The sequence below is a fragment of the Streptomyces sp. NPDC059816 genome (genome assembly GCF_042732055.1).
Classification (GTDB): domain Bacteria; phylum Actinomycetota; class Actinomycetes; order Streptomycetales; family Streptomycetaceae; genus Streptomyces.
In genome coordinates this window covers 47,968-73,224 of record NZ_JBHWIQ010000001.1, presented here as the reverse complement: position 1 = coordinate 73,224, position 25,257 = coordinate 47,968, and the positions used below count along the sequence as shown (strand labels likewise).

Below are 25,257 nucleotides of genomic sequence, written 5' to 3'. Positions count from 1 at the left end.
ATACTCCCTGCCCAGCTTTGCCCGGCTCGCCGGTGGGTGCATCCTGAGGGGGCTCCGACGACGGTGCGTGACGGTCGGGCGTTGGTAGCTTGGGCCCGCACCGTGCCCGCCCGTTGCCCCCCCTCACCCCTCAGGAGCCCACCACCGTGACGACGCTTGCGCTCGGCCCGAGCTGGCTGGACCCGAACTTCCTGCTCAACGAGTTCGGGATCTACGGCCTGCTGATCATCGTCTTCGCCGAGTCCGGCCTCTTCTTCGGCTTCTTCCTGCCGGGGGACTCCCTGCTGTTCACGACGGGCCTCCTGGTGACCACCGGGACGCTCACCATGGACCTGTGGCTGATCTGCACCCTGATCTGCGTCGCGGCGATCGCGGGCGACCAGGTGGGCTACCTCTTCGGCAAGAAGGTGGGCCCCGCGCTCTTCAACCGGCCGGACTCCCGCTTCTTCAAGCAGGAGAACGTGCTCAAGGCGCACGAGTTCTTCGAGAAGCACGGTCCCAAGTCGCTGGTGCTGGCGCGGTTCGTGCCCATCGTGCGGACGTTCACGCCGATCATCGCGGGCGTCAGCGGGATGCGGTACCGCTCGTTCATCACCTTCAACGTCATCGGCGGTGTCCTGTGGGGCGCGGGGGTCACGCTCCTCGGGGCGTGGCTCGGCAAGCGCGAGTGGGTTCGCGAGAACATCGAGCTGATGCTCATCGGGATCGTCCTGCTGTCGGTCGTCCCGATCGTCGTCGAGTTCCTCCGTGCCCGGAGGAAGCGTGGGGCTGCGGGGCCCGTCCCGGCCCCGAACCCCGACAAAACCGCTGACCGCTAGCGGTTCCCACGCATTTCCCCGCGCCCCTTTGGGTACGTCCTGCTCGGCGTGTGCGGTCCGGCTCGGGTGCGCCGAGGGTTCGCGCAGTTCCCCGCGCCCCTGATCGGGTGCGTGGCTCCGTGCGGGTGCGTCGTGGCTGCTCGCGCAGTTCCCCGCGCCCCTGACGGGGCACTTTCCGATGCCGTCGGGCCACAGGCGGGCCCCGATAGGGGCGCGGGGAACTGCGCGAATCCGGAGCGCACGCCCGCAGGACCACGCACGCGCAGCGGGACGCACCCGATCAGGACCGCGCACCCGCAGGGGAAAGCGCCACCCGCCGCGAACGGGTCCACTAGAAGCCGCGCGTACGTTTCGCGGCCCGCCGCGCCCCCGCACCCGGCACCCGCAGGAACAGCCGCGACACCTCCGACCCGAGATTCACCCCGATGGCGATCGCAATGGCCAGCGCCGCGGCCTTCGTGAGCGACACCAGCCCCGCGTCCAACTCGTTCTGCGCGATCCCCAGCAGCCCGAAGTACGTCGCCGACCCCGGCAACAGCGGCCCGATCGCCGCCGTCACGTACGGCAGCGCCGACGCGTACCGGTACCGCGACAGCAACTGCCCGAACAGCCCCACCAGCCCCGCGGCCACCGCCGTGGACGCCACCGGCGAGATCCCGCCCGCGTAGTGCATCGCCCCGTACACGACCCAGGCGACGCCCCCGTTGAGGGTCACCGCGAGCACGGTGGACCGCTCCTGCTGCAACAGCACCGCGAAGGCCAGGGTCAGCATCATCGACGCCGCGATCTGCCAGAGGGGCCGCTCGATGACCAACAGCGCGGCGTCCGGATTGAGCTCCGCACCGAACCGCACCCCGAAGTACAGGATCAGCAGCACGCCCGTGACGATGCCGACGAAGAAGTATGTGACCTCCAGCAGCCGGGCCGCCGCGGTGATGTAGAAGCCGGTGAGCCCGTCCTGCACCCCGGCCACCAGCGCCCGTCCGGGCAGCAGCGCGAACAGTCCGCCGGTGATCACCGCCGAGGCCCGTACCTCCGCGTGGGCGAGGGTGAGGGCCACCCCGATCGCGGCGGGCGGGGTCGCCGCCACGATGAACTGGTAGAACTCCGGCAGCCCGCGCCCCGCGCACAGCCACGCCAGTCGGTCCCCGAGCATCGCGCCGACCGCCGCCGCCACGAACACCAGCAGGTCACCGCCGACGAGGACGGAGGCCGAGCCCGCCAGCACCCCGCTCGCCGCGGTCAGCACCCACCCGGGGTAGGGGTGCCGGTTGCGGCGGATCTCCGCGAGCCGCCGGTACGCCTCCTCCAGCGACACCTCGTGCCCCGGATCGCTGATGTCGTCCACCAGCCGGAAGACGGCCGCCAACCGGGTGTAGTCGGTGCCGCGCCGGCGCACCGTGCGGGACGCCGTCACGGGGTCCTCGACCAGCGACGGCTGGTGCGAGATGGACAGCAGGGTGAACGTCACGGTCGGCTCGCAGCGGTCGAGCCCGTACGAACGGCAGACGGCGAACATCGCCGCCTCCACGTCCTCGGCGCCCTCGCCGCCCGCGAGCAGCAGTTCTCCGATCCGCAGGGTCAGGTCGAGCACCCGGGGCACCGCGGGCCCGGCGTCGTCCTCGTGCCGCTGCACCGCCTCGGGCGCGGGGCGCTCGGTGACCGACATCCGCAGCATGGTCCGCATGCGGTCCTGCCAGGGCGCCTCCTCGGTCAGCCGGACCAGGGGCATCCCGGAGGGCGGCGTGAAGGCGGGCGGCGCGGTCTTGGCACGGTAGGTGCGCGGCGTGCTGAACGCGGACCCCCCTGAAGCGGCGGTCTCGGCGGCTTCGGTGACGGACGGCTCGGGAACGCCCTCGGGCACCGTGAACTCGGACGTCGTCTGGGAGTCCTCGTCGGCCGCCGCCGGTTGCGGCTGCACCCCGGTCGGCTGGCTGAAGGCGCTGTGCGCCTCGTCGGCCACCGGTTTCGTGTCCACCGGACCGCCGCCCGGTTCGACGGAGGCCGACCGGCCCGTCTGCTCCGGGGCGTTCCGTGCTCCCGGGGTCTTCCGCTCGCTCACCGCACCCCTCTCCGTACCGTGCCCGCGTGCCGCCTCTCCCGTCCGTCTTCCACTTGTTCCACGCGGACCCGGGAACCGCACGGGGAAGGCGCCGTACGGGCTCGCCCGGGGAACGGCCGCATGGGGACCGCGTACCCGGGAAGCGGGCCGTCACGTCCTGCCGTTCCCGGAGGTCCGTACGGTTCCCGCACAGCGGTCCCGTTGCGCACGCTCAGTATGCGCGCCCCCAACGGAACGGGCCGTGCGCCCCCCGAATGGGGGACGCACGGCCCGTTGGCGTACGGCTGCGACCGTCAGTGGCCGCCCTGCTCCTTGAGCCGCTCGTAGGACCGCTCGATCTCGGCCTCGGCCTCGCTGCGGCCCACCCAGTCGGCGCCCTCGACCGACTTGCCCGGCTCCAGGTCCTTGTAGACCTCGAAGAAGTGCTGGATCTCCAGGCGGTCGAACTCGGACACGTGGTGGATGTCCCGCAGGTGCTCCACCCGCGGGTCGGACGCGGGCACGCACAGCAGCTTGTCGTCGCCGCCCGCCTCGTCGGTCATGCGGAACATGCCGATCGCCCGGCAACGGATCAGACAACCCGGGAAGGTCGGCTCGTCCAGGATGACGAGCGCATCCAGCGGGTCACCGTCCTCGCCGAGGGTGTTCTCCACGAAACCGTAGTCCGCCGGGTAGCTCGTCGACGTGAACAGTCGACGGTCGAGGCGGATGCGACCGGTCTCGTGGTCCACCTCGTACTTGTTGCGCGAACCCTTCGGAATCTCGATCGTGACGTCGAACTCCACCGGTGGCTCCTCCATGATCAGCCCATAATTCTGACAACGCCCTGCCGCCCGCGGGGGCCACCCCTCGGGGCGTCCGACGCGGTCGGCGCCCGGGGGCGGCTACCGCCGTACGGCCCCCCGCCCCCGCCCGGATGGTGGTCGGGGTCCGCCGGGATGTCATACCCCCGGCAAGACGCAGTGGTTAAGTGTCCCTCACGCATGTGTGTGATCGCGAAAGGGGCTGGTCGGTCGTGCCGGAGCTGCCGGAGCCGAAGCCGTCGCTGCACGTCAGACGGCTCGTGGAGCGCTCGAAGGCGCTGCTCACCGCGGTCCGGACGCTACGTCCGACGGAGCTCGGGACCTGGCAGGTCACGACGGGTGCCGCCGTGGCCGGTCTGGCGCTGGCGGCCGGATCCCTGGCGATCGCGGGCCCGTGGGATGCGTCGGGCCAGCGTACGGCGGAACGTGACTGGGCCGATGCGCTGCGCTCCGGGGGTGGCGCACATCACGAGGCCGCCGGGGGCTCGGGAGCCCGGGCGCGCAAGGTCCCACCGCGCGCCCCCGTAGTGCTCGACGCGCTGGGGGTGCCGGACGCCCGTGACCCCCTGCCGCGCGGCAGCGTCCTCGCCGACCGCCTGGGGCCCCTGCTGAAGGAGGCGCCCCCGGGGACCCGCACCGCGGCGGCCGTCGTGGACGCGGCCACCGGCGAACTGCTCTGGGGCAAGGACCCCGCCGACGCGCTCACCCCCGCCTCGACCACCAAGGTCGCGACCGCGGTCGCCGCCCTGGCCGCCGCCGGGCCCGAGCACCGGATCAGCACCCGGACCGTCCTCGAACCGGCCGCCGGCAAGGACCCGGCCCGGCTGGTCCTCGTCGGCGGCGGCGACCCGACCCTCACCGCGCGCGCGGACGCCCGCGGCAACGCCTCCCTGCGCGACCTCGCCGACCGCACGGCGCGCGCCCTGACGAAGACCGGCACCCGCGAGGTGCGGCTCGCGTACGACACCTCCCTGTACGCCGGGCCCCCGGTTCACCCCATCGGGCGCAACGACAACATCTCCACCGTCACCGCCCTGATGGTGGACGAGGGACGCCTCGACGACTCCTCCAGCGGCCCCGCGCCCCGCAGCGCGGACCCGGCGAAGGACGCGGCCGACCGGTTCGCCGAGCTGCTCGCCGACCGGGGCGTCGAGGTCAAGGGCGCACCGGCCTCCAGGAAGGCGGCCGGCGGCGCCCGTGCGGTGGCCGCGGTCACCTCGCCGCCCGTGGCGGCCCTGGTCGAGCGGATGCTCACGTACAGCGACAACGACCTCGCCGAGGCGCTGGCCCGGCAGACGGCGATCGCCGCGGGCCGGGAGGCGAGCTTCAAGGGCGGCGGCGCGGCCATAAAGCAGGAGCTCGACAAGGTCGGGGTCCCGCTGGGCGGGGTGCGGTTCGCGGACGGCAGCGGGCTCGCCCGGGCCGACCGGCTGTCGCCCGGCACCCTGACCGCGCTGCTCGCCCGGGCCGCCCGGCCGGACAGCCCCGAGCTGCGCCCGGCGCTCACCGGGCTGCCGGTCGCCGGCTTCACCGGAACTCTGAGAAATCGTTACTCCTCCGGTGCGGGTGCGGAGGGCACGGGGTTGGTCCGGGCGAAGACCGGGACGCTCACGGGGGTGCACGCGCTGGCCGGGACGGTCGTCGACCGGGACGGCCGGCTGCTCGCGTTCTCCTTCATGACGGACGGTCCCGCGGCGGACCCCGCTGCCGCGCAGTCGCGTCTCGACCGCATGGCCGCGACGCTCGTCGCCTGCGGCTGCGCATAAACGCTCCGCTGGGCGTGCGCGGTCGCGTGCCGTGCGCTGTGGTGTTGCGCAGTTCCCCGCGCCCCTGACGGGGCACCTTCCGACGCCGCTGCCACAGGTGTGCCCCGATAGGGGCGCGGGGAACTGCGCGAACCATCAGCGCACCCGAGCCGAACCACGCACGCGCAGCGGGACGCACCGAGGGGGCGCGGGGAACTGCGCGGGCAACACCCCACGCACCCGCGGGGAACCGCCACGACCACCCCCCGAACCCCCCAAGCCCCGCAGGGACCCGCACGGGTCCCGTACCGTTGACGCATGACGAGCATCGGTGGTGCGGAGATGGTCGACTGGAACCTCGCGGTGGCGACCGCGACCCGACTCGTGCGACCGGGCCCCGAAGTGAGCCGGGACGAGGCGCGAGCGATCGTCGCCGAACTGCGTCGGCACGCCAAGTCGTCCGAGGAACACGTGCGGAACTACACCCGCATGGTCGGACCGGAACACCCGGTCGAACACGACACCCCCGTCCTGGTGGTGGACCGCCCGGGCTGGGTCCGGGCGAACGTCGCGGGCTTCCGCGAGATCCTGAAACCCCTGTTGGAGAAGATGCAGGAGCGCCGCGGCAGCACCCCGGGCGGCGCGGTCCTGGGCGCGGTCGGCGGCAAGGTCACCGGCGTGGAACTGGGCATGCTGCTCTCGTTCCTGTCGTCCCGGGTTCTCGGCCAGTACGAGACCTTCGCCCCGGCCACCCGGGAACTGCCGGCCGGCGCCAACGGCGGCGGCCGACTGCTCCTGGTGGCGCCGAACATCGTCCACGTGGAACGCGAGCTGGACGTCAACCCGCGCGACTTCCGCCTCTGGGTGTGCCTCCACGAGGAGACCCACCGGACCCAGTTCACCGCCGTCCCCTGGCTGCGCGACCATCTGGAGGGCGAGATCCAGACGTTCCTGGCCGAGACCGATGTGGACCCGATGACGTTCCTCGAACGCATCAGGGAAGCGGCGCAGTCGCTCGCCGGGGGCCGCCCGGAGGGCGAGGAGGACGACGGCGGCCGGTCGCTCGTCGAACTGGTGCAGACCCCGGCGCAGCGCGAGGTCCTGGGCCGGCTGACGGCCGTGATGTCGCTGCTCGAAGGGCACGCCGACTACGTCATGGACGGAGTGGGCCCGGCGGTGGTCCCGTCCGTCGCGGAGATCCGGGAGAAGTTCCAGCAGCGCCGTGCGCGCGGCGCCTCCCGACTCGACCAGGCCCTGCGCAAGCTCCTCGGACTCGACGCCAAGCTCCGCCAGTACCGCGACGGCGAACGCTTCGTGCGGGCCGTGGTCGACCAGGTCGGCATGGACGGTTTCAACCGTGCCTGGACCTCCCCGAACACGCTGCCCACCAAGGCGGAGATCAGCAAACCGGCGGACTGGATCGCGCGGGTGCACGGTAAGGCAGAGGCGTGAACCCCCGGCGGCCGACGGCAGGGGAACGCCTTCGCAATCACCCGTCCGAGGGACCGTGAGCCCCTGACAGGCGTGCAATGCTCGGGGAACGGCTCGGCTCTGTCACCATCGACACACTCTGAGTGACCGGGCGCGGCGGCACAGCGGCCCGTTCCGGTCGTCCGGAGACCGAACGGCAGCACGATCACGGGCGGCGCACCCGGGGACTCCCGGGAGCACGCCGGCGGTCGGCCCGGAGATCCCGGTGATCCCGGCGATCCGGAAGGGCGCCCCGATCCACGAGGTTCCGGTGACCCCGGACAGCCCGGAGATCGGTCGACAGATCCGAGCCCCCACCCCCGAACTTCACGAAGGGAACCGGACATGGGTCCCCATCCTGCGGTCGCGGCGATACGCCTGGCGGTCCGCCGCGTCCTCCACGACCTGCTCACCGAACACGATCTGCGCGCGGACCCCGCACCCCCGGCCGCCAGCGCACCCCCACCCCGTACGCCCTCGCGCACGCCCCGCGCGCCGCGGACCGCCGCGACCTCCTCCCCCCTGGTGCTCGTCGCCTGCTCCGGCGGCGCCGACTCGGTGGCGCTGGCCTCCGCACTCGCCTTCGAGGCCCCCAAGCTCGACATCCGGGCCGGCGGCATCACCGTCGACCACGGACTCCAGCCCGGTTCCGCGGCCCGCGCCGACGAGGTGGCCGCCCGTCTCACCGCCCTCGGTCTCGCCCCGGTCGAGGCCGTCGGCGTGAGGGTGGGCCGCGACGGCGGACCCGAGGCCGCCGCGCGGGACGCCCGCTACGCCGCCCTGGACGCCGCCGCCGAGCGGCACGGGGCGGTCGCCGTGCTGCTCGGCCACACCCGCGACGACCAGGCCGAGACCGTCCTGTTGGGCCTCGCCCGGGGCTCCGGCATCCGCTCGCTGTCCGGGATGGCCGCGGTCTCGGGCGCTGCCGGCCGCTACCGACGCCCGTTCCTGCACCTCGACCGACAGACCGCCCGCAAGGCGTGCCTCGTCCAACACCTGCCGGTGTGGGACGACCCGCACAACACCGACCCCGCCTACACCAGGTCCCGGCTGCGCCACGAGGGCCTGCCCGCGCTGGAGAAGGCGCTCGGCAAGGGGGTCGTGGAGGCGCTGGCCCGGACGGCCCAGCTGTCCCGGGACGACGCCGACGCCCTGGACTCCTGGGCCGCCCAGGCCGACAGCGCGGTCCGTGACCCGTCCGGGCTCCTCGAGTGCGCCAAGTTGTACGCCCTGCCGTCCGCCGTGCGCCGGCGCGTGCTGCGCCGCGCGGCCATCGATGCGGGCGCCCCCGCGGGTTCCCTCTTCGCCCGGCACATCGAGGAGGTCGACCGTCTCATCACCGGTTGGCGGGGACAGGGCGCCATCAATCTCCCCGGCCGGGTCGTGGCCCAGCGGCAGGGTGGCAGACTGGTGATCCGGCAAAGCTGAGCCGGGCCCGGGCGGGCCCGGCAGCGGCTCGGACGACCGAAAGTGATGCGGGTGGACGCGAAAGACATGGGCACCGACCTCCAGTCGGTGCTCATCACCAAGGAAGAGATCGACGCGAAGCTGGCTGAGCTGGCCGCGAAGATCGACGCGGAGTACGCGGGCAAGGACCTTCTGATCGTCGGTGTCCTGAAGGGCGCTGTGATGGTGATGGCGGACCTGGCACGCGCGCTGTCCACCCCCGTCACGATGGACTGGATGGCGGTGTCGTCGTACGGCGCGGGCACCCAGTCCTCCGGGGTGGTGCGCATCCTCAAGGACCTCGACACCGACATCAAGGGCAAGCACGTCCTGATCGTCGAGGACATCATCGACTCCGGGCTGACCCTGTCCTGGTTGATCTCCAACCTCGGCTCCCGTGAACCGGCGACCCTCAAGGTGTGCACGCTGCTGCGCAAGCCGGAGGCCGCCAAGGTCGCGATCGACGTCGAGTGGGTCGGCTTCGACATCCCCAACGAGTTCGTCGTCGGCTACGGCCTCGACTACGCGGAGAAGTACCGCAACCTGCCGTTCGTGGGTACGCTCGCGCCCCACGTGTACGGCGGCTGAGCCGTTCGGCACGGCCCCCGGGCCGGGCGGACGGGGGGCCCGGGAACCCTCGGGGCCTTCCCGCCGTTGGAGCAAGCGGAGGCGGGATCACCGCGGCATTGCCGCGGGATTGGCACCAGCACGCTGCGGCTTCGGGTGACAATGCTGGGGTACCGTCCGAAGAACAGTCTTTATCAAACTCACTATGGCAGGAGGGACGGGGCGGCACCGCTCCGTATGGATGGACGTGAAGCGATACTTCCGTGGGCCCGTGATGTGGATCGTGCTGGCCGTCCTCGCCGTGGTCGTGTTGATGCAGGTCGTCGGCTCGTCCGGCGGCTACAAGACGGTGGACACCGGCCAGGTCATCCAGGCCATCAGTAACAACCAGGTGAAGTCTGCCCAGCTCACCACGGGCAACTCCCAGACGATCAAGATCACGCTGAAGGACGGCCAGAAGGTCGAGGGCCAGACCAAGGTCCAGGCGAGCTACATCGGTGACCAGGGCGCCGACCTCGCTGCCGACCTCCAGGCCAAGTACCAGGACAAGCAGATCCCCGACGGTTACACCGTCCAGCCCTCGAAGGACAACCCCTTCCTCGGCATCCTGCTCTCCCTGCTGCCCTTCGTCCTCATCGTGGTCGTCTTCCTGTTCCTGATGAACCAGATGCAGGGCGGCGGCTCCCGAGTGATGAACTTCGGGAAGTCGAAGGCCAAGCTCATCACCAAGGACACCCCGAAGACGACGTTCGCCGACGTGGCGGGCTCCGACGAGGCCGTCGAGGAACTCCACGAGATCAAGGAGTTCCTCCAGGAGCCGGCGAAGTTCCAGGCCGTCGGCGCCAAGATCCCCAAGGGCGTGCTGCTGTACGGCCCCCCCGGAACGGGCAAGACGCTCCTGGCCCGCGCCGTCGCCGGCGAGGCCGGGGTGCCGTTCTACTCGATCTCGGGTTCCGACTTCGTCGAGATGTTCGTCGGTGTCGGTGCCTCCCGGGTCCGTGACCTCTTCGAGCAGGCCAAGGCGAACGCCCCGGCGATCGTCTTCGTCGACGAGATCGACGCGGTCGGTCGCCACCGCGGCGCCGGTCTCGGCGGTGGCCACGACGAGCGCGAGCAGACGCTGAACCAGCTGCTCGTGGAGATGGACGGCTTCGACGTGAAGGGCGGCGTCATCCTGATCGCCGCCACCAACCGGCCCGACATCCTCGACCCGGCGCTGCTGCGTCCGGGCCGTTTCGACCGGCAGATCGCGGTCGACCGTCCCGACATGCAGGGCCGGCTGGAGATCCTCAAGGTCCACCAGAAGGGCAAGCCGGTCGCACCGGACGTCGACCTCTCGGCCGTCGCCCGTCGCACCCCCGGCTTCACCGGCGCGGACCTGAGCAACGTCCTCAACGAGGCCGCCCTGCTCACCGCCCGTAGCGACCTGAAGCTGATCGACAACCACATGCTCGACGAGGCCATCGACCGCGTCGTGGCGGGCCCGCAGAAGCGGACCCGGATCATGTCGGACAAGGAAAAGAAGATCACCGCGTACCACGAGGGCGGACACGCCCTGGTCGCGGCGGCTTCGCCCAACTCCGACCCGGTCCACAAGATCACGATCCTGTCGCGCGGCCGGGCCCTCGGCTACACGATGGTCCTCCCCGAGGAGGACAAGTACTCCACCACGCGCAACGAGATGCTCGACCAGCTCGCGTACATGCTGGGCGGGCGCGCGGCGGAGGAACTGGTCTTCCACGACCCGACGACCGGCGCGGCCAACGACATCGAGAAGGCCACGACCACCGCTCGCGCGATGGTCACGCAGTACGGCATGACCGAGCGTCTGGGCGCGATCAAGTTCGGCGGCGACAACACCGAGCCGTTCCTCGGCCGGGAGATGGGTCACCAGCGCGACTACTCGGAAGAGGTCGCCGCGCTCGTCGACGAAGAAGTCAAGAAGCTCATCGAGAACGCGCACAACGAGGCGTGGGAGATCCTCGTCGAGAACCGCGACGTCCTCGACAACCTGGTGCTCCAGCTGCTGGAGCGGGAGACCCTGGGCAAGGAGGAGATCGCCGAGATCTTCTCCTCCCTGATCAAGCGCCCGGCCCGCCCGGCGTGGACGGGTTCCTCGCGGCGTACGCCCTCGACGCGTCCGCCGGTCCTCTCCCCGAAGGAACTGTCGCTGACGAACGGCGCCGGCGGCGCCACCCCGTCGCTGACGACCAAGGCCGATGCGACCCCGGTCGCCCCGGCCGAGGCCCCGTCCCCGCAGGAGGAAGGCCGCGCGGACAGCTGACCGCGCGTCGCCGGCGCGACCGCCACGGGGCCCACCCGCCCCGTTCCGTGGCCGCGCCGGTGTCCATCGGGCTCGGAATGTGTGCCGCGTCCCCCTAGTTACTCTTGGGGGGCGCGGCATTTTCGTGTGTCCCGCACGTACCCGTCTGTACGGCTAAGGAACGAGGCAGACCATGACCGACCCCGTGACGCTGGACGGCGAGGGCACGATAGGCGAGTTCGACGCGAAGCGCGCGGAGGACGCCGTCCGGGAGCTGCTCATCGCCGTGGGGGAGGACCCCGACCGGGAGGGCCTGCGGGACACCCCGGCCCGGGTCGCCCGCGCGTACCGGGAGATCCTGGGCGGGCTGTGGCAACAGCCGGAGGACGTCCTGACGACGACGTTCGACCTCGGACACGACGAGATGGTCCTGGTGAAGGACATCGAGATCGTCAGCCTCTGCGAGCACCACCTGCTGCCCTTCCACGGCGTCGCCCACGTCGGGTACATCCCGGCCGAGTCCGGCAAGATCACCGGGCTGTCGAAGCTGGCCCGGCTGGTCGAGGTCTACGCCCGCCGCCCCCAGGTGCAGGAGCGGCTGACCACCCAGATCGCCGACTCGCTGATGCGCATCCTGGAGGCCCGTGGCGCGATCGTCGTGGTGGAGGCCGAGCACATGTGCATGTCAGTACGGGGCATCCGCAAGCCGGGCGCCAAGACCACGACGTCCGCGGTGCGCGGGCAGCTGCGGGACGCGACGACCCGCGCGGAGGCGATGAGCCTGATCCTGGCGAGGTGAGCCGAGGCCGGTGCGGCGCCCGGGGAGCGGGCGCTCAGACCCCGCGGGCCTCGGTGCCCGGGGGGTGGGGGGTGTCGTCGTCCTCGGGGAGCTTGCAGACGCGTTCGAGGAAGAGCGCGGCGGCCACCACGGCGATTCCGGCGAGCACCGAGAACCCGGCGTAGACGGCCTGGTCACGACGGACCGGGACGTCGAGGGAGCCGAGCAGGAAGATGCCGATCCCGCCGTAGAGCCCCGAGATCAGCGCCGCGACCAGCGCACTGGACTGGCCGAAGACCAGGGCCCGCGCCGCCATCAACGGGTCGACGCCCTTCGCCCCGGGCTCCCGGTCCCGCTGGGCGCGCAGCCGCGCCCGTAGCGACAGGGCGGTGGCGGTGAGCACCGCCGCGATCACCGCGAGCACGATCGGCGCGGCGAGCGGCACGCCCGGCAGGGTGCCGACGGAGTCCCACAGGCGGGCTCCCGCCCAGGACACGACCCCGGTCCCGACGAAGAGACCGAGCAGGGTCCTGATGCGCAGCTGATTCACGTCGTCCCTTCAGTCCTACGGCAGTCCTACAGCCGTCCTACGACCGGCCCGGTGGCCGGTGGTGGGGGCAGCCGGTGGTGGTGCCCTCGGTTGACCTTAACGACTACTCGGGCAACTGGAGTTCCAGGTCGCCGCGCGGGGTGACGGCGCCGGGGGTGAGACCCGCCAGCAGTGCGGCGACGGCGCCGTGGCCGGGCAGCTCGGCGACGGGGTCGACGTCGTGCCAGGGGGCCAGGACGAAGGCGCGCTGGTGGGCCCGGGGGTGGGGGAGGGTGAGCTGCGGGTCGTCGGAGACCACGTCGGCGTAGGTGACGATGTCGACGTCCAGGGTGCGCGGTCCCCACCGCTCGTCCCGCACCCGCTGGTGGGCCTCTTCGATCGCCTGGGCGCGCTCCAGCAGCGAACCGGGCGGCAGGGTGGTCCGGACGATGACGACGGCGTTGAAGTACGAGGGCTGGGAGCCGGGCTCGACGCCCCAGGGCTCGGTCTCGTAGACGGGGGAGACCGCGGTGACCCGCAGTCCGGGGGTGTCCTCCAGGGCGTCGACGGCCCCCTGGAGGGTCTCCAGACGGTTGCCCAGGTTGCTGCCGAGGGAGAGCACGGCGAGCTTCGGGTTGCTGAGGGTGGTGTCGGCGGCGTCCACCTGCGCGGTCACCGAGGCGGGCACCGGCTGCACGGTGGGGTCCGGCTGGGCTGTCATACGCGGCTCCGGGTGATGGTGACGGTCACGTCGTCGAAGGGGACGGTGATGGGCGCGTCCGGCTTGTGGACGCACACCTCGACCTCCTGGACGGCGTCGTGGCCCAGACAGGCGGTGGCGATGCGTTCGGCGAGCGTTTCGACCAGGTTGACCGGCTCGCCCTCGACGATGGCGACGACCTCCTCGGCGACGATGCCGTAGTGGACGGTCTTCTCCAGGTCGTCGCCGGCCGCCGCCGGACGGGTGTCGAGGCCCAGGGTCACGTCCACGAGGAACGTCTGACCCTCCTCGCGTTCCCGGGGAAACACGCCGTGGTGCCCACGGGCCTTCAGGCCGCGCAGCGCGACACGATCCACGCCCGTCCTCCTGCTCGTCGTCGAAATGGGATGTCGAACGAGGCTACCCGGGCCCGCCGGCGGCACCCGTCCGCGGGGTGGGCAGGCCCGGACGCGTCCGACCGGGGTCAACCGGTGGGCTCACCGGGCTCGCCGTCCGGGTCGCCGACCGCCTCGGAGAGCACGGGGGAGGCGTGGTGCGACCAGAGCTTCCAGCCCAGCGGGGTGTGGTGGAACACGTTCGTGGCGACCACGAGCTGCCCCACCAGGGGCCCCAGCTCGCCGCCGTCCTCGGGGGCGGGGCCACCGCTGAGGATGTTCTCGGTGCAGGTCACCAGGGCGGTCCCGCCGGACACGGAGACCAAGAGGTCGGTCAGGAAGAACTGGATGTACTCGGTGTTCGCCATGATCAGCGCATAGGACCTGAGGACTTCGCCGCGGCCGGTGAGCGGGGACCACCCGGGGTGCACGCAGGAGATCTCCGGCGCCGGGCCCGAGACGTCGGACAGGTCGCGTTCGTCCAGCCAGACGTCGGACAGGGCGTCGAAGTCGCCCCGTTCCAACGCCTCGTAGAAGGCGGTGTTGGCGAGTTCGACCTCGTCCCGCTCGGTGCGGGGGGCCTGCGGACCGGCCGGTCCGTCGGGACCCGCGGGGCCGTCGGGCGTGCCGGGCGTACCGGGCGTACCGGGAGTGCTCATCGGGCTCCCTCGACGGCGCGGGCGACCCGGACGGCGTCGGCCGTGGCCCGCACCTCGTGGACGCGGACGGCCCAGGCGCCGCCGTGGGCGGCGATCGCGGAGACGGCGGCGGTGGCCGCGTCCCGCTCGCGGGCCGGTGGCGGGGCGCCCTCGGGGCCCGCGAGGACCCGCCCCAGGAAACGTTTGCGGGAGGCGGCGACCAGCACCGGGTGGCCGAGGGCGCGCAGCCGGTCCAGCCGGGCCAGGAGCGCCAGGTCGTGGTCGACGTCCTTGGAGAAGCCGAGGCCGGGGTCCACGACTATCCGGTCGGCGGCCACCCCGCCGGCTATCACGGCGTCCACCCGGGTGCGGAGCTCGTCCACCACCTCGGTGACGACGTCGGCGTAGACGCCCCGGATCTGGGGGCCCTCCAGGAAGCCGCGCCAGTGCATCACCACGAAGGGGGCGCCCGCCGCCGCGACCACCGGGACCATGGCGGGGTCGGCGAGGCCGCCGCTGACGTCGTTGACCAGGAGGGCGCCCGCCGCGAGCGACCGTTCGGCGACGCTGGCGCGCATGGTGTCCACGGAGACCGCGACCCCCTCGGCGGCCAGCTGGCGCACCACGGGGACGACCCGGCGCAGTTCCTCGTCCTCGTCGACCCGACGGGCCCCGGGCCGGGTGGACTCGCCCCCGACGTCGACCAGGTCGGCGCCCTGGCCGACCAGGTCGAGGCCGTGCTTGACGGCGGCGGTGGTGTCGAACCACCGGCCTCCGTCGGAGAAGGAGTCCGGGGTCACGTTGACGACGCCCATGACCGCGCAGCGGTCCCACTCGGGCAGTCCGGCGACTCGTCCGCGGCCTGGGAACTGGTTCATGCTCCCAGCGTAGGCCCGCGCGGGCGGTGCCGGTCCCTCCGGCCGCCCCGGTCCCCCTGCGGCAACCGGGGACGGGTCAGTTCCCGGACACCGTCTCCAGCGCCACCTCGGTACGGGGCACGTCCCGCAGCTGGGCCGCCGTGGACCTGCGCAGCGCCTCGTGCAGCCCGGCCGGGGTGAGCACCCCCAGGAACCGCCCGGCACCCCCTGCGCCGGTGTCGTCGAGCACGGCGATCCAGCCCGCGTCGTGCTGGAGCATCGTCGCGAACGCCTGCTTCAGCGAGGCGCCCACCGGGAGCCACGCCTCCATCCGGCGGGCGTGCTCGCGGACCGTGCCGGTGCTCTGTCGGGCCCGTTCCGCGGAGAGCCAGCCGTGCAGGGCGCCCGCGGAGTCCAGGACGACCGCCCAGCGCGCGTCGAGTTCCCGGGGGAGCGCGTCGTCCAGCCGCACCACGGGGGGCTGTTCCAGGTCGCCCTCCTCGATCGGCGTCACCGACAGCCGCTTCAGGCCCCGGTCCGCGCCGACGAAGTCGGCCACGTAGTCGTTGGCCGGGGCGCCCAGCACGGTCGCCGGGACGTCGAACTGTTCGATGCGCCCCTGCCCGTACACGGCGATCCGGTCACCGAGCCGGACGGCCTCCTCCAGGTCGTGGGTGACGAAGAGCACGGTCTTGCGCACCGACTGCTGGAGGCGCAGGAACTCCGACTGGAGGCGTTCGCGGACCACCGGGTCGACCGCGCCGAAGGGCTCGTCCATCAGCAGCACCGGCGGGTCGGCGGCCAGTGCGCGGGCCACGCCGACGCGCTGGCGCTGGCCGCCGGAGAGCTGGTCGGGGTAGCGGTCGCCGTAGACCGAGGGGTCGAGGCCCACCAGGTCGAGGAGTTCCGCGGCCCGTTCGCGCGCCTTCGCCCGCCGCACGCCCAGCAGGTGCGGGACGGTGGCCGTGTTGTCGAGGACCGTGCGGTGCGGGAACAGCCCCACCTGTTGGATGACGTAGCCGATGCGGCGCCGCAGTTCGACCGGGTCGCCGTCGGCGATGTCGGCGCCGTCCAGGAGTATCCGGCCGCTCGACGGGTCGACGAGCCGGTTCACCATCTTCATCGTCGTGGTCTTCCCGCAGCCCGACGGGCCGACCAGCGTGACCAGTTCGCCGGCCGCGACCTCGAACGAGAGGTCGTCCACGGCCGTGGTGCCGTCGGGGTAACGCTTGCTCACGTTCTCGAACCGGATCATGCAGTCCCCCAGGGGTACGGGAAGTGTGAAGGCCGTGTTGCACCGGTACGGGCCGCGCCGGTGGTTGTCAGTGGCCGGGGTTAAGGTCGCCAGCACGACCGAATGTCCAAGGTTGTCAGATGTACGTTCGAGGAGTGCCCGCCGGAAAAGCGGGGAAACCGGGATTGCGGGAAGACCGGCGGGACCGGCTGCACGGGGAGCCCCGGGTGGTCGTGGCCGGGGAGGAACGGGGGGAGGGGTGTTCGGATGAGCACGCGCGACTGTCTGGTGGCGAACGACTGGATCTGCGGGGAGTACGTACGCTCCCGCAGCCAGGAACTGGTGGACGCGACGCTCGAACACCTCGCGATCACCGCCGTGTCGGTGCTGATCGGCGTGCTCGTGGCGGTGCCGCTGGCCCTGCTGGTCCGTCGCTGGCCGGTGCTGTCGGGCCCGGTCCTCGGGCTCACGACCCTGCTGTACTCGATCCCCTCGCTGGCGATGTTCTCCCTGTTGCTGCCGGTCTTCGGACTGTCGGCCGCCCTGGTGGTCACCGGCCTGGTGCTGTACTCGCTGACGATCCTGGTCCGCAACGTCCTGATGGGCCTGGAGTCCGTCCCCGAAGAGGTCCGGGAGGCCGCCCGGGGCCTGGGGTACGGGCCGGTGCGCCGGCTGTGGGAGGTCGAACTCCCGCTGGCGCTGCCCGCGCTGCTCGCCGGGGTGCGGATCACCACGGTGGCCACGGTGGCGCTCACCACCGTCGGGGCGATCGTCGACTACGGCGGGCTCGGCACCCTGATCCTGGACGGCCTGGACACCAGCTTCAAGGCGCAGGTGCTCACCGCTTCGGTGCTGTGCGTGCTGCTGGCGCTGGTCGCGGACCTGCTGCTGCTGGGCGTCGGGCGACTGCTCACCCCCTGGAGCCGCACCCCCCGCGCACCCCGCCGGCGGCGCGGCACCTCCAGTACCTCCGGCACGGGGAAGGCGGCCGAAGCGATATGAACGCGATATCGGGGGCGTACGACTGGCTGACCACCGGCGCCAACTGGCAGGGCGAGCGCGGCGTGTGGCAGCGGCTCGCCGAACACCTCTACTTCAGCGGGGTCTGTCTGCTGATCAGTTGCCTGATCGCGCTGCCGCTCGCCCTCTGGCTCGGCCACCTGGGCAAGGGCGGGGCGCTCGCGGTCAACCTCTCCAACATCGGCCGGGCGGTGCCCACCCTGGCCGTGCTGGTGCTCCTCACCCTGACCCCGCTCGGCGCCCACGGGGACGCGCCGACCCTCGTCGCCCTGGTCCTCTTCGCGGTGCCGCCGCTGCTCACCAACGCGTACCTGGGCATGCGCGAGGTGGACCGGTCGGTGGTGGAGGCGGCCCGGGGCATGGGGATGAACGGACGGCAACTCTTCGCCCGGGTCGAACTGCCGCTGGCGTACCCGATGGTCATGGCCGGGGTCCGGTCCGCGGCGGTGCAGGTGGTGGCGACGGCGACCCTCGCCGCGATGGCGGGGGAGGGCGGCCTCGGACGGATCATCACCGCCGGATTCAGCCTCCAGAACACCCCCCAGGTCGTCGCGGGCGCCTTCCTGGTGGCGGCGCTGGCCCTGCTCGTGGAAGGCGTCCTGATGGTCGCCGGCCGTCTCCTCGACCCCATGCGCGGACGGGCCCGCGCCGCCCGCTGACCCTCACCGACTCCCCGCTGAAGGGGCGCGCCCCGTCACGGAGGAGAACGGCTCCTTCCACGAAAACGAAAAGGGACGATCGACATGAACGGCACCCACCAGCACGGCACGGACCACCCGGCACCCGCGGGCACCCCGGGCGCATCCGGTGACGGGACCTCACCGCACACGGGCCGCGGTCGACCCCGAACACCGCGCAGAGCAGGACGGACGGCGCTCGCCGCGCTGGCCGTGGCCGCACTCACGGCCGCCGCCGGCTGCTCCGGCGACAGCCTGGAGGACGAGGGTTCCGGCGGTTCGGGCGGCGCCAAGAAGGGGTCGCTGGTCGTCGGCGCCGCGGGATTCACCGAGGCGAAGGTGCTCGCCCAGCTGTACAAGCAGGTTCTCGCCGACGCCGGTTACCCGACCTCCGTGAAGACCGTCGAGAACCGTGAGATCTACGAACCGGCGCTGGAGAAGGGCACGATCGACGTCGTCCCCGAATACGCGGCGACGCTCGCCGAATTCCTCAACGCGGACAAAAACGGTCCGGATGCCGAGCCGGTGGCATCGTCCGATGTCGACGCGACCGTGGCCGAGTTGAAGAAGCTCGCCGAACCGCGCGGGCTGAAGGTGCTGCCCGCGGGCAAGGCCGTCGACCAGAACGCGTTCGCCGTGAGTGAGGAATTCGCGAAGAAGCACGACCTCACGTCTCTTTCGGATCTCGGCAAGACGAACGAGAAGGTCACGATCGCGGCCGGCGACGAATGCGAGGTGCGGCCCTTCTGCGCACCGGGCCTCAAGAAGACGTACGGCATCGACGTCGCCGGGGTGGACCCCAAGGGCGTGGGAACCGTCCAGTCCAAGCAGGCCGTCAAGAACGGCACGGCCCAACTGGTCCTCACCACCACGACCGACGCCACCCTGGACTCCTTCGGCCTCGTCCTGCTCGCGGATGACAAGAAGCTCCAGAACGCCGACAACGTCCTTCCGGTGGTGAACGCCGAGGACGCCGGCGACAAGGAGATAGCCGACGCCCTGGCCAAGTTGACCGATGTGCTCTCAACAGATGATCTTGTAGAACTCAACCGCAAGGTCGACGCCGAGCGGCAGAAGGAGGCCGATGTGGCGAAGGAGTATCTGGAGTCGAAGGGGTTGCTCAAGAAGTAAAGACCGGGCGGCGCCGCGTTTTTGTGCGGGCGGGGCGGCAACAATCCCCCACGCGCGGTAAGTTTCTCGCTATGCCTCGTGGACGCCACCGCCATTCACCACCCCTGCACCGGCTGCTCCCTCCCACGGTGATCGCCGGAGCCTCCGTCCTCTGCGCCACCGGCGCCTGGTTCGTCTCGGAGGCCGCGATATTGCGCGGGCTCGTGGTGGGCGCCTCCGTGGTGGCCGTCGCGGGCTCGGTCGTGATGCGGAACTGGGACCGGTCGGCGGGCCGACGGGTCGCGGAGTTGCTGCGGGCGCGCACGAGTGACGAGTGGCGCTTCGAGGAACGCGTCGCCGAGATCGAGGGCGAACTGGAGTCGGCGCGCGCGGTGCGCGGCAAGCTGGAGAAGCGGCTGCGCGCCAAGCGCGCCGAACTGGCCGCCCTGCGCGGCGAGCACGCGGGGCTGCTGCGCCGGTACGCCACGGCCGAGACCGAGCGGGCCAGCGCGCTGGAGGGCCGCCGGCAGCTCGCGATGGAGACGCCCGCCGCCCCCGCGGACGCGGCGTCCTCCGCGGCGACGGCGCCGAAGGCGCTGCTCGCGACGGACGAGGTGTCGCCGGTCGCGACCGTGGCGCTGTACCTGCGGGCCAATGCGGTGCTCGACCGGTTGGAGCGCGGTGCGGTGGGCGGGCCGGGCCGGGAGCTTCCCCCGTCGCCCTCCTCGCCCCCGAAGCAGCGCCGCGGTGCGGATGCGTCGGCCGGTGCGGCGGCGGCCGTCCGGGCCCGGGCGCAGGAGCCGGCCACCGGTGGGCACGAGCGCGCCGCCGCACCCGCGACGGCCCGTCCCGGCCCCGCGGCCGGTCACGTCAACGTGCCGAGGGCGGCGGTGGCGGTCGTCCCCACGCCCCCCGTCCGCCCCCGTACCGTCCAGGGCGGCTTCGACTTCTTCGGCAACAAGAGCGAGCCCGCGCGGGCCGCGCTGGAAGCCGTGCAGAACGAGGACCTCGCCGATGTCGTCGGGGAGGAGGCGCTGGCGCTGCACAAGGCGGAGTCCGAGGCGGACTTCAAGGTGTCCGATGACGCGGAGCGGGTTGGTCAGGTCGTGGACCTGACCGCGCATGACGAGACGGAGCCGATCGATATGCAGGGCCTCCGCTCGGCCCTGCGCGCTTGACGCTCATCCCTCGCGGGTGCGATCCGCTGCACGTGCGCTGTCCCGTACGGTGCGCTGACGTTTCGCGCAGTTCCCCGCGCCCCTGATCGGGTGCGTACGCCTGCGCGTGCGCTGTCCCGTGCGGTGCGCGGTGGTCGTCCGCGCAGTTCCCCGCGCCCCTTTCAGGTGCGCCCTGCTGGACGTCCGCCCGACAGGGTGCCCCGATAGGGGCGCGGGGAACTGCGCGAGCAGGCAGGACGCACCCGCTGGGGACGACGTACCCCGGGAGGCACCCACCCAGGGGCGCGGGGAACTGCGCGAGCAAGCAGGACGCACCCGCTGGGGACGACATACCCCGGGAGGCACCCGATCAGGGGCGCGGGGAACTGCGCGAAATCGCGGCGCACGTCCGCAGGACAACGGACCTTGGGGTGGACGCACCAGAAGGGGTCGCGCCGCACGGGACAGGAGCCGTCAGGACATCCAGCGATCGGGGCGCGCAGCCCTCCGCCCCGTCCGCGACCGCTCCGCCTGCGCAGCCAACAACAGAGCCGCCTCGCCCGCAGGGCGCAACCGAGCCGGAACGGAACGGTTCGCCCCCGTCTCCACCCGGACGTCCGCGACCCCGTGCCACCGCTGCCAAGGCCCCTGCAACAACCGCACGCTCTGCACCTTCGCGTGCGGCACCAAGGACAAGCTGCGCCGCAGCAACCCGTGCCGGGACGCGAACACCGTGTCGCTCACGGCGAACCCGTACCCCCGCCACCACAGCGGCACGCACCAACGTGCCGACCGCGGCGGCCGGGACAACTCCTCGGGCACCGTCACCCCGGGCAGCACGCGCGAGATGACCTCGGCGGCCAGCGCCCGCGGAGCCACCGGCACCAGGACGGAGTTCGACGAGCCCGCCACGTCCAGTTCGACCCGTACCCACTGGCGGCGCCGCCACAGCAGCGGCTCCTCGATCCGGACGGTCTGCACCCGCCCCGGCGGCACCGTCTCGTGCATGCGGTCGAGCAGCCCGTGGTCGATGCGCAGCCCGTCGGGCGACTCCCCGACCGTCCAGTCGTACTCCTTCACGAACCGTCCGGCGGTGCTGGTGACCGCGACGCCCGCGAGCGGCAGTGCGGTCGCGAGCACCGTCCACACGTTGTGGGTGAGGAACCACAGGAACGTCGGCACGGCCAGCGCGCCCGCCAGCGCGAACCAGGGGCCGCCGCTCAACAGCAGCGAGACGGCCAGCTGCCGCGGTCCCACCCGGATCAGTTCCCGGACCGGGGCCTCACCGACCTCCTGCGCGTCCTCGGGGGCGAACCCGGCCGCCCGCGCCAGCAGTTCGGCCCGCAGCGACCGGGCCTCGTCGGCGCCGAGGAACGCCAGCTCGTCCTTGGTGTCGGTGCCGACGACGTCCAGCTTCAGCTTGGAGACGCCGACCACCCGGGCCAACAGGGGTTGGGTGACGTCCACCGCCTGGATGCGGTCGAGCCGGATGTGCGCGGTGCGTCGGAACAGCAGCCCGGTACGGATGCGCAGCTCGGTCCCGGTGACCGCGAAGTGGGTGAACCACCAGGTCAGCACGCCGTACAGGGCGGCGAGGACCAGGATGGCGACGCCCCCGGCGACCAGCGTGGTGGTGTCGAGGGAGGTGACCCGCTCCTGGGTGCCGCCCGGGTCGTGCACCGCCCAGCCCGCGAGGATCGCTATGGGCGCCCAGGCGCGGCGCAGCGGGGTGACGGGGTGCAGCCGCCGTTCGTCCACGGCGGCGTCCACCTGCCCGCCCGGTGCGACCGTCCCGCCCGGTGTGGCCGTCCCGTCCGGCGCGGTCGGTACGTTCGGACGGGCTTCGTCGGCCGGATTGCCGGCCCCGGACCCGCTCACAGGCCCGCCGATCGGGCCTCGCCCAGCTCGGTGAGCCGGTCACGCAGCCGTTCCGCCTCCTCGGGCAGCAGGCCCGGGATGCGCGCGTCGCTCGCCGCGGCGGCGGTGTGGAGCTGCACGCTGGCCAACCCGAAGTGCCGCTCCACCGGACCGGAGGTGACCTCGACGAGTTGCATCCGCCCGTACGGCACGATGGTCTGCTCCCACCACAGCACTCCCCGGCTGATCAGCAGGTCGTCGGCGCGTTCCGCGTACCGCCAGGAACGCCAGTTGCGGCCCAACATCGGCCAGCCCCCGAGCAGCAGCGCCAACGGCAGGACCGCGAAGGCCGCCCACGGGGGTCCGACGAAGAGCCCGAGTAGGACCCCGGTGGCCACCGTCAACGGCACCATCCACACCACCAACAGCAGCCGGCGCATGCGCAGGAGCCCCGGCGGGAGCGCGATCCAGTCCGGCCCGCCGCCCGTACCCTCCGTCACGTTCCCCGCCGCGGACCCGCCCGCGTTCCCCGTTTCCATACCGCCAGCGTACGTAAGGGAGACTGGGGCCATGACATCCATGACGTCCGGGGCCGCGCAGGCCGCTCTCGGGGGGCCGACGACCCAGACCGTGGTCGGCATCGGCGGCGCCGCGGAGAACACCGACATGGTGCTCAACATCGGCCCCCAGCACCCGTCCACCCACGGAGTGCTGCGGCTGCGGCTGGTCCTGGACGGTGAACGCGTGCGCCACGCGGAACCCGTGATCGGCTACATGCACCGCGGCGCGGAGAAACTCTTCGAAGCCCGGGACTACCGGCAGATCGTCATGCTGGCCAACCGGCACGACTGGCTGTCCGCCTTCTCCAACGAACTCGGGGTCGTCCTCGCGGTGGAGCGGATGCTCGGCATGGAGGTGCCCCAGCGCGCGGTGTGGATGCGCACCCTGCTGGCCGAGCTGAACCGGGTGCTGAACCACCTGATGTTCCTCGGGTCCTACCCGCTGGAGCTCGGCGGCATCACCCCGGTGTTCCACGCCTTCCACGAGCGCGAGGAACTCCAGACCGTCATGGAGGAGATCTCCGGCGGGCGCATGCACTACATGTTCAACCGGGTCGGCGGTCTGAAGGAGGACCTGCCCGTCGGCTGGACCACCCGCGCCCGGGAGGCCGTCGCCTCGGTGCGCTCGCGCATGGACGTGTACGACCGGCTGGTGCTCGGCAACGAGATCTTCCGGGGGCGCACCCGGGGCGTGGGCGTCCTGTCGCTCGAAGCGGTACACGCGTACGGGGTGAGCGGCCCCATCGGGCGGGCGTCGGGTCTCGACTTCGACCTCCGGCGCGACGAGCCGTACCTCGCGTACGGGGAGCTCGGTGACGTGCTCAAGGTCGTCACCCGCGAGGAGGGCGACTGCCTGGCCCGCTTCGAGTGCCTGCTGGAGCAGACGCACAACGCGCTGGACCTCGCCGACGCCTGTCTCGACCGGATCGTCGACCTGCCGCCCGGCCCGGTCAACCAGCGCCTGCCGAAGGTGCTCAAGGCGCCCGAGGGCCACACCTACGCCTGGACGGAGAACCCGCTCGGCGTCAACGGCTACTACCTGGTGTCCAAGGGCGAGAAGACCCCGTACCGGCTCAAGCTGCGCTCGGCCTCGTTCAACAACATCCAGGCCCTGACCGAGTTGCTGCCCGGGACGCTGGTGGCCGACATGGTCGCCATCCTGGGTTCGCTGTTCTTCGTCGTCGGCGACATCGACAAGTAGCGACGGGCGGTTACCGGGCGGCGGCCCGGTCCAGCAGTCCGGCCGGGACGCCCACCGGTTGGAGCAGCCAGCCGAAGTCCCCGAGGCCGCCCGGCGCGGTCAGTTCGGCCGCTTCGCCGGCCCGGGCGAGGGCCCGCACGTAGCCGGTCGGGTCGCTCGACGCCAGCGCCAGCGCCGGACGTCCGCCGCTCACCCCGAGGGCGTGCAGCGCGGCCCGCTGTCCGGTCAGCTCGGCGCCCGGCAGCGCACACGCGTCGAGCGCCACGTGCGCCGTGAGGTCGCAGGACCCGTCCGGTACGGGGGGCACCTCGCGGCCGGCGCGGAAACCGGTGAGCGTGCCGTACGGGGGGCGGGCGGCGCGGTGGTGCGCGTAGTCGACCGCGACCGCGAGTCCGGCGGTCAGGGTCGCCACGGCACCGGCCCAGGCGGCGTCCCGGGGGCGGCCGATCTCGACCCGTAGCCCGGGTGTCGGGCGGGGTCCCGTCCCGTCGTCGAGCGGCCACCAGCGGGCCGCCCACGCCGCGTCCGCGCCGTCGAGCGGTGCGCCGGCGGACTCCGTGCCGTCCGGGGCGACCAGCACCCGCCGCAGCACCCCGTCGGCGTCGGTCTCGGCGACGTCCAGGGGGACGTTGTCCAGCCACTCGTTGGCGAACAGCAGGCCCCGTACCCCGGTGGGCGGCTCGGCGCACCACTCGATCCGGTGGTCGAGGTGCACCGGCCGCCGTGCGCGCTCCACGGCCACCGCCCGGGTGCGTGGGGCCACCTCGGGCGGCAGCGCGGCCAGCACCCCGGTGACCAGTTCCCCGCGCCCGGCGCCCAGGTCCACGAAGGCCAGCTCCCCGGGGTGCCCGAGCGCCGCGTCGACCCGGCACAGCAGGCGCGCCACGGCCCCGGCGAACAGGGGTGAGGCGTGCACGGAGGTCCGGAAGTGGCCGGCGGGGCCCTCGGGGCGCAGATAGAAGCCGTGCGGCCCGTACAGGGCCTCCTCGGTCGCCGCCCGCCAGCCGCGCGGCGTCCGGCCCCCACCCGTCGCCGGGGGCTCGGTCGGGTCGGTGGGCTGCCCCGGGCCGGGGGTCGTCTCGTCCGTCACGGAGCCAGGCTAGGCGCTGTGCGGCGCGGGCCCGTCGCCCCTTTCGTGGTGTGCGTCGCCTCCTGGCCGTGGATCCGGCCGAGCAGCCGGCGACCCCGGTCCGGCGGGGCGCGGAACCGGACCCCGCCGGTCCGCAGCACGGGCCCGGACACCGGCCCGGACACCGGCCCGGAGCCGTCTCCGCCGGGCGGTGCGGACGGTGCCGCCTCCACCTAGGGGAGTACGCGTGGCCGATGGGGATGAGACCTCCGGTTGACCCCTGCACAGGGCACGCGTACCT

Annotated in this window: 23 protein-coding genes; 12 read left to right on the top strand and 11 right to left on the bottom strand. The window is 72.5% G+C overall.

The window, feature by feature from the left end:
• Positions 1–146 precede the first annotated feature (146 nt).
• The gene (locus ACFV88_RS00325) at positions 147–818 is read left to right on the top strand and encodes a DedA family protein (RefSeq protein WP_385484164.1); all 672 of its coding nucleotides are present in this window, start codon (positions 147–149) and stop codon (positions 816–818) included.
• 331 nt (positions 819–1,149) lie between these two features.
• On the opposite strand, the gene ACFV88_RS00320 is transcribed toward ACFV88_RS00325, so the two are convergent.
• Complete coding sequence (locus tag ACFV88_RS00320) at positions 1,150–2,880, bottom strand: threonine/serine exporter family protein (protein ID WP_385484161.1); 1,731 nt, start codon at positions 2,878–2,880, stop codon at positions 1,150–1,152.
• Positions 2,881–3,173: 293 nt separating this feature from the next.
• Positions 3,174–3,665, bottom strand: coding sequence for an inorganic diphosphatase (locus ACFV88_RS00315; RefSeq protein WP_385485152.1), 492 nt, complete (start codon positions 3,663–3,665; stop codon positions 3,174–3,176).
• 239 nt (positions 3,666–3,904) lie between these two features.
• On the opposite strand from ACFV88_RS00315, the gene dacB reads away from it, so the two are divergent.
• The 6 genes from dacB (at position 3,905) to folE (ending at position 11,973) form a co-directional block, all read left to right on the top strand.
• Positions 3,905–5,449: a D-alanyl-D-alanine carboxypeptidase/D-alanyl-D-alanine-endopeptidase gene (dacB, locus tag ACFV88_RS00310; protein ID WP_385485150.1), complete on the top strand. Its 1,545-nt coding sequence runs from the start codon at positions 3,905–3,907 to the stop codon at positions 5,447–5,449.
• A 297-nt stretch (positions 5,450–5,746) separates the two neighbouring features.
• Complete coding sequence (locus ACFV88_RS00305; RefSeq protein ID WP_385484158.1) at positions 5,747–6,880, top strand: zinc-dependent metalloprotease; 1,134 nt, start codon at positions 5,747–5,749, stop codon at positions 6,878–6,880.
• A gap of 363 nt (positions 6,881–7,243) precedes the next feature.
• A complete protein-coding gene (gene tilS, locus ACFV88_RS00300) occupies positions 7,244–8,326 on the top strand; it encodes a tRNA lysidine(34) synthetase TilS (RefSeq protein ID WP_385484155.1) in 1,083 nt (360 codons plus the stop codon).
• Positions 8,327–8,371: 45 nt separating this feature from the next.
• Positions 8,372–8,932: a hypoxanthine phosphoribosyltransferase gene (hpt, locus tag ACFV88_RS00295; RefSeq protein ID WP_385484153.1), complete on the top strand. Its 561-nt coding sequence runs from the start codon at positions 8,372–8,374 to the stop codon at positions 8,930–8,932.
• Positions 8,933–9,152: 220 nt separating this feature from the next.
• On the top strand, positions 9,153–11,195 hold the full coding sequence (ftsH, locus tag ACFV88_RS00290; RefSeq protein ID WP_385484150.1) for an ATP-dependent zinc metalloprotease FtsH: 2,043 nt from the start codon (positions 9,153–9,155) through the stop codon (positions 11,193–11,195).
• Between the two features lie 172 nt (positions 11,196–11,367).
• Positions 11,368–11,973: a GTP cyclohydrolase I FolE gene (gene folE / locus ACFV88_RS00285; RefSeq protein WP_385484148.1), complete on the top strand. Its 606-nt coding sequence runs from the start codon at positions 11,368–11,370 to the stop codon at positions 11,971–11,973.
• A 34-nt stretch (positions 11,974–12,007) separates the two neighbouring features.
• On the opposite strand, the gene ACFV88_RS00280 is transcribed toward folE, so the two are convergent.
• The 6 genes from ACFV88_RS00280 to ACFV88_RS00255 all read right to left on the bottom strand — a co-directional run bounded on the left by ACFV88_RS00280 (position 12,008) and on the right by ACFV88_RS00255 (position 16,326).
• Positions 12,008–12,502 carry a DUF3180 domain-containing protein gene (locus tag ACFV88_RS00280; protein WP_385484145.1) on the bottom strand — a complete coding sequence of 165 codons (495 nt, stop codon included), beginning with the start codon at positions 12,500–12,502 and terminating at the stop codon, positions 12,008–12,010.
• Between the two features lie 103 nt (positions 12,503–12,605).
• Positions 12,606–13,202 (bottom strand): 2-amino-4-hydroxy-6-hydroxymethyldihydropteridine diphosphokinase, encoded by a 597-nt coding sequence (gene folK / locus ACFV88_RS00275; RefSeq protein WP_385484142.1) that lies wholly within the window; start codon positions 13,200–13,202, stop codon positions 12,606–12,608.
• Positions 13,199–13,558 carry a dihydroneopterin aldolase gene (gene folB, locus ACFV88_RS00270; RefSeq protein ID WP_385484139.1) on the bottom strand — a complete coding sequence of 120 codons (360 nt, stop codon included), beginning with the start codon at positions 13,556–13,558 and terminating at the stop codon, positions 13,199–13,201. Before folB ends, folK begins: the two co-directional genes overlap by 4 nt.
• Before the next feature lie 107 nt (positions 13,559–13,665).
• On the bottom strand, positions 13,666–14,235 hold the full coding sequence (locus ACFV88_RS00265) for a nuclear transport factor 2 family protein (RefSeq protein WP_385484136.1): 570 nt from the start codon (positions 14,233–14,235) through the stop codon (positions 13,666–13,668).
• A complete protein-coding gene (folP, locus tag ACFV88_RS00260; RefSeq protein ID WP_385484133.1) occupies positions 14,232–15,092 on the bottom strand; it encodes a dihydropteroate synthase in 861 nt (286 codons plus the stop codon). Before folP ends, ACFV88_RS00265 begins: the two co-directional genes overlap by 4 nt.
• Positions 15,093–15,168: 76 nt before the next feature.
• Positions 15,169–16,326 carry an ABC transporter ATP-binding protein gene (locus tag ACFV88_RS00255; protein WP_385484130.1) on the bottom strand — a complete coding sequence of 386 codons (1,158 nt, stop codon included), beginning with the start codon at positions 16,324–16,326 and terminating at the stop codon, positions 15,169–15,171.
• A gap of 246 nt (positions 16,327–16,572) precedes the next feature.
• Here ACFV88_RS00255 and ACFV88_RS00250 point away from each other — a divergent pair, with 246 nt between their 5' ends.
• The 4 genes from ACFV88_RS00250 (at position 16,573) to ACFV88_RS00235 (ending at position 20,290) form a co-directional block, all read left to right on the top strand.
• Positions 16,573–17,307: an ABC transporter permease gene (locus ACFV88_RS00250; RefSeq protein WP_385484127.1), complete on the top strand. Its 735-nt coding sequence runs from the start codon at positions 16,573–16,575 to the stop codon at positions 17,305–17,307.
• Entirely contained in the window at positions 17,304–17,984 is a 681-nt protein-coding gene (locus tag ACFV88_RS00245; RefSeq protein WP_385484124.1) for an ABC transporter permease, read from the top strand. The genes ACFV88_RS00250 and ACFV88_RS00245 overlap by 4 nt, the downstream gene beginning before the upstream one ends.
• 84 nt (positions 17,985–18,068) lie before the next feature.
• The gene (locus ACFV88_RS00240; RefSeq protein ID WP_385484121.1) at positions 18,069–19,133 is read left to right on the top strand and encodes an ABC transporter substrate-binding protein; all 1,065 of its coding nucleotides are present in this window, start codon (positions 18,069–18,071) and stop codon (positions 19,131–19,133) included.
• 71 nt (positions 19,134–19,204) lie between these two features.
• A complete protein-coding gene (locus ACFV88_RS00235) occupies positions 19,205–20,290 on the top strand; it encodes a hypothetical protein (protein WP_385484119.1) in 1,086 nt (361 codons plus the stop codon).
• Positions 20,291–20,743: 453 nt separating this feature from the next.
• Here the strand turns inward: ACFV88_RS00235 and ACFV88_RS00230 are convergent, their stop codons facing one another.
• Positions 20,744–22,039 (bottom strand): PH domain-containing protein, encoded by a 1,296-nt coding sequence (locus tag ACFV88_RS00230; protein ID WP_385485148.1) that lies wholly within the window; start codon positions 22,037–22,039, stop codon positions 20,744–20,746.
• A gap of 104 nt (positions 22,040–22,143) precedes the next feature.
• Positions 22,144–22,665, bottom strand: a complete 522-nt coding sequence (locus ACFV88_RS00225; protein WP_385484116.1) for a PH domain-containing protein — start codon at positions 22,663–22,665, stop codon at positions 22,144–22,146.
• Positions 22,666–22,705: 40 nt separating this feature from the next.
• Between ACFV88_RS00225 and ACFV88_RS00220 the strand changes: the two genes are divergently transcribed.
• Positions 22,706–23,887: an NADH-quinone oxidoreductase subunit D gene (locus ACFV88_RS00220; protein ID WP_385485146.1), complete on the top strand. Its 1,182-nt coding sequence runs from the start codon at positions 22,706–22,708 to the stop codon at positions 23,885–23,887.
• A gap of 10 nt (positions 23,888–23,897) precedes the next feature.
• On the opposite strand, the gene ACFV88_RS00215 is transcribed toward ACFV88_RS00220, so the two are convergent.
• Positions 23,898–24,977, bottom strand: a complete 1,080-nt coding sequence (locus ACFV88_RS00215; RefSeq protein WP_385484113.1) for an SAM-dependent methyltransferase — start codon at positions 24,975–24,977, stop codon at positions 23,898–23,900.
• Positions 24,978–25,257 lie beyond the last annotated feature (280 nt).

What these genes read in the sequence shown, in the direction of transcription:
- ACFV88_RS00305 (WP_385484158.1), top strand. Translation starts at nt 5,747, where the DNA reads ATGACGAGCATCGGTGGTGCGGAGATGGTCGACTGGAACCTCGCGGTG.
- tilS (WP_385484155.1), top strand. Translation starts at nt 7,244, where the DNA reads ATGGGTCCCCATCCTGCGGTCGCGGCGATACGCCTGGCGGTCCGCCGC.
- hpt (WP_385484153.1), top strand. Translation starts at nt 8,372, where the DNA reads ATGCGGGTGGACGCGAAAGACATGGGCACCGACCTCCAGTCGGTGCTC.
- ftsH (WP_385484150.1), top strand. Translation starts at nt 9,153, where the DNA reads ATGGACGTGAAGCGATACTTCCGTGGGCCCGTGATGTGGATCGTGCTG.
- folE (WP_385484148.1), top strand. Translation starts at nt 11,368, where the DNA reads ATGACCGACCCCGTGACGCTGGACGGCGAGGGCACGATAGGCGAGTTC.
- folK (WP_385484142.1), bottom strand. Translation starts at nt 13,202, where the DNA reads ATGACAGCCCAGCCGGACCCCACCGTGCAGCCGGTGCCCGCCTCGGTG.
- ACFV88_RS00265 (WP_385484136.1), bottom strand. Translation starts at nt 14,235, where the DNA reads ATGAGCACTCCCGGTACGCCCGGTACGCCCGGCACGCCCGACGGCCCC.
- folP (WP_385484133.1), bottom strand. Translation starts at nt 15,092, where the DNA reads ATGAACCAGTTCCCAGGCCGCGGACGAGTCGCCGGACTGCCCGAGTGG.
- ACFV88_RS00255 (WP_385484130.1), bottom strand. Translation starts at nt 16,326, where the DNA reads ATGATCCGGTTCGAGAACGTGAGCAAGCGTTACCCCGACGGCACCACG.
- ACFV88_RS00250 (WP_385484127.1), top strand. Translation starts at nt 16,573, where the DNA reads ATGAGCACGCGCGACTGTCTGGTGGCGAACGACTGGATCTGCGGGGAG.
- ACFV88_RS00245 (WP_385484124.1), top strand. Translation starts at nt 17,304, where the DNA reads ATGAACGCGATATCGGGGGCGTACGACTGGCTGACCACCGGCGCCAAC.
- ACFV88_RS00240 (WP_385484121.1), top strand. Translation starts at nt 18,069, where the DNA reads ATGAACGGCACCCACCAGCACGGCACGGACCACCCGGCACCCGCGGGC.
- ACFV88_RS00235 (WP_385484119.1), top strand. Translation starts at nt 19,205, where the DNA reads ATGCCTCGTGGACGCCACCGCCATTCACCACCCCTGCACCGGCTGCTC.
- ACFV88_RS00225 (WP_385484116.1), bottom strand. Translation starts at nt 22,665, where the DNA reads ATGGAAACGGGGAACGCGGGCGGGTCCGCGGCGGGGAACGTGACGGAG.
- ACFV88_RS00220 (WP_385485146.1), top strand. Translation starts at nt 22,706, where the DNA reads ATGACGTCCGGGGCCGCGCAGGCCGCTCTCGGGGGGCCGACGACCCAG.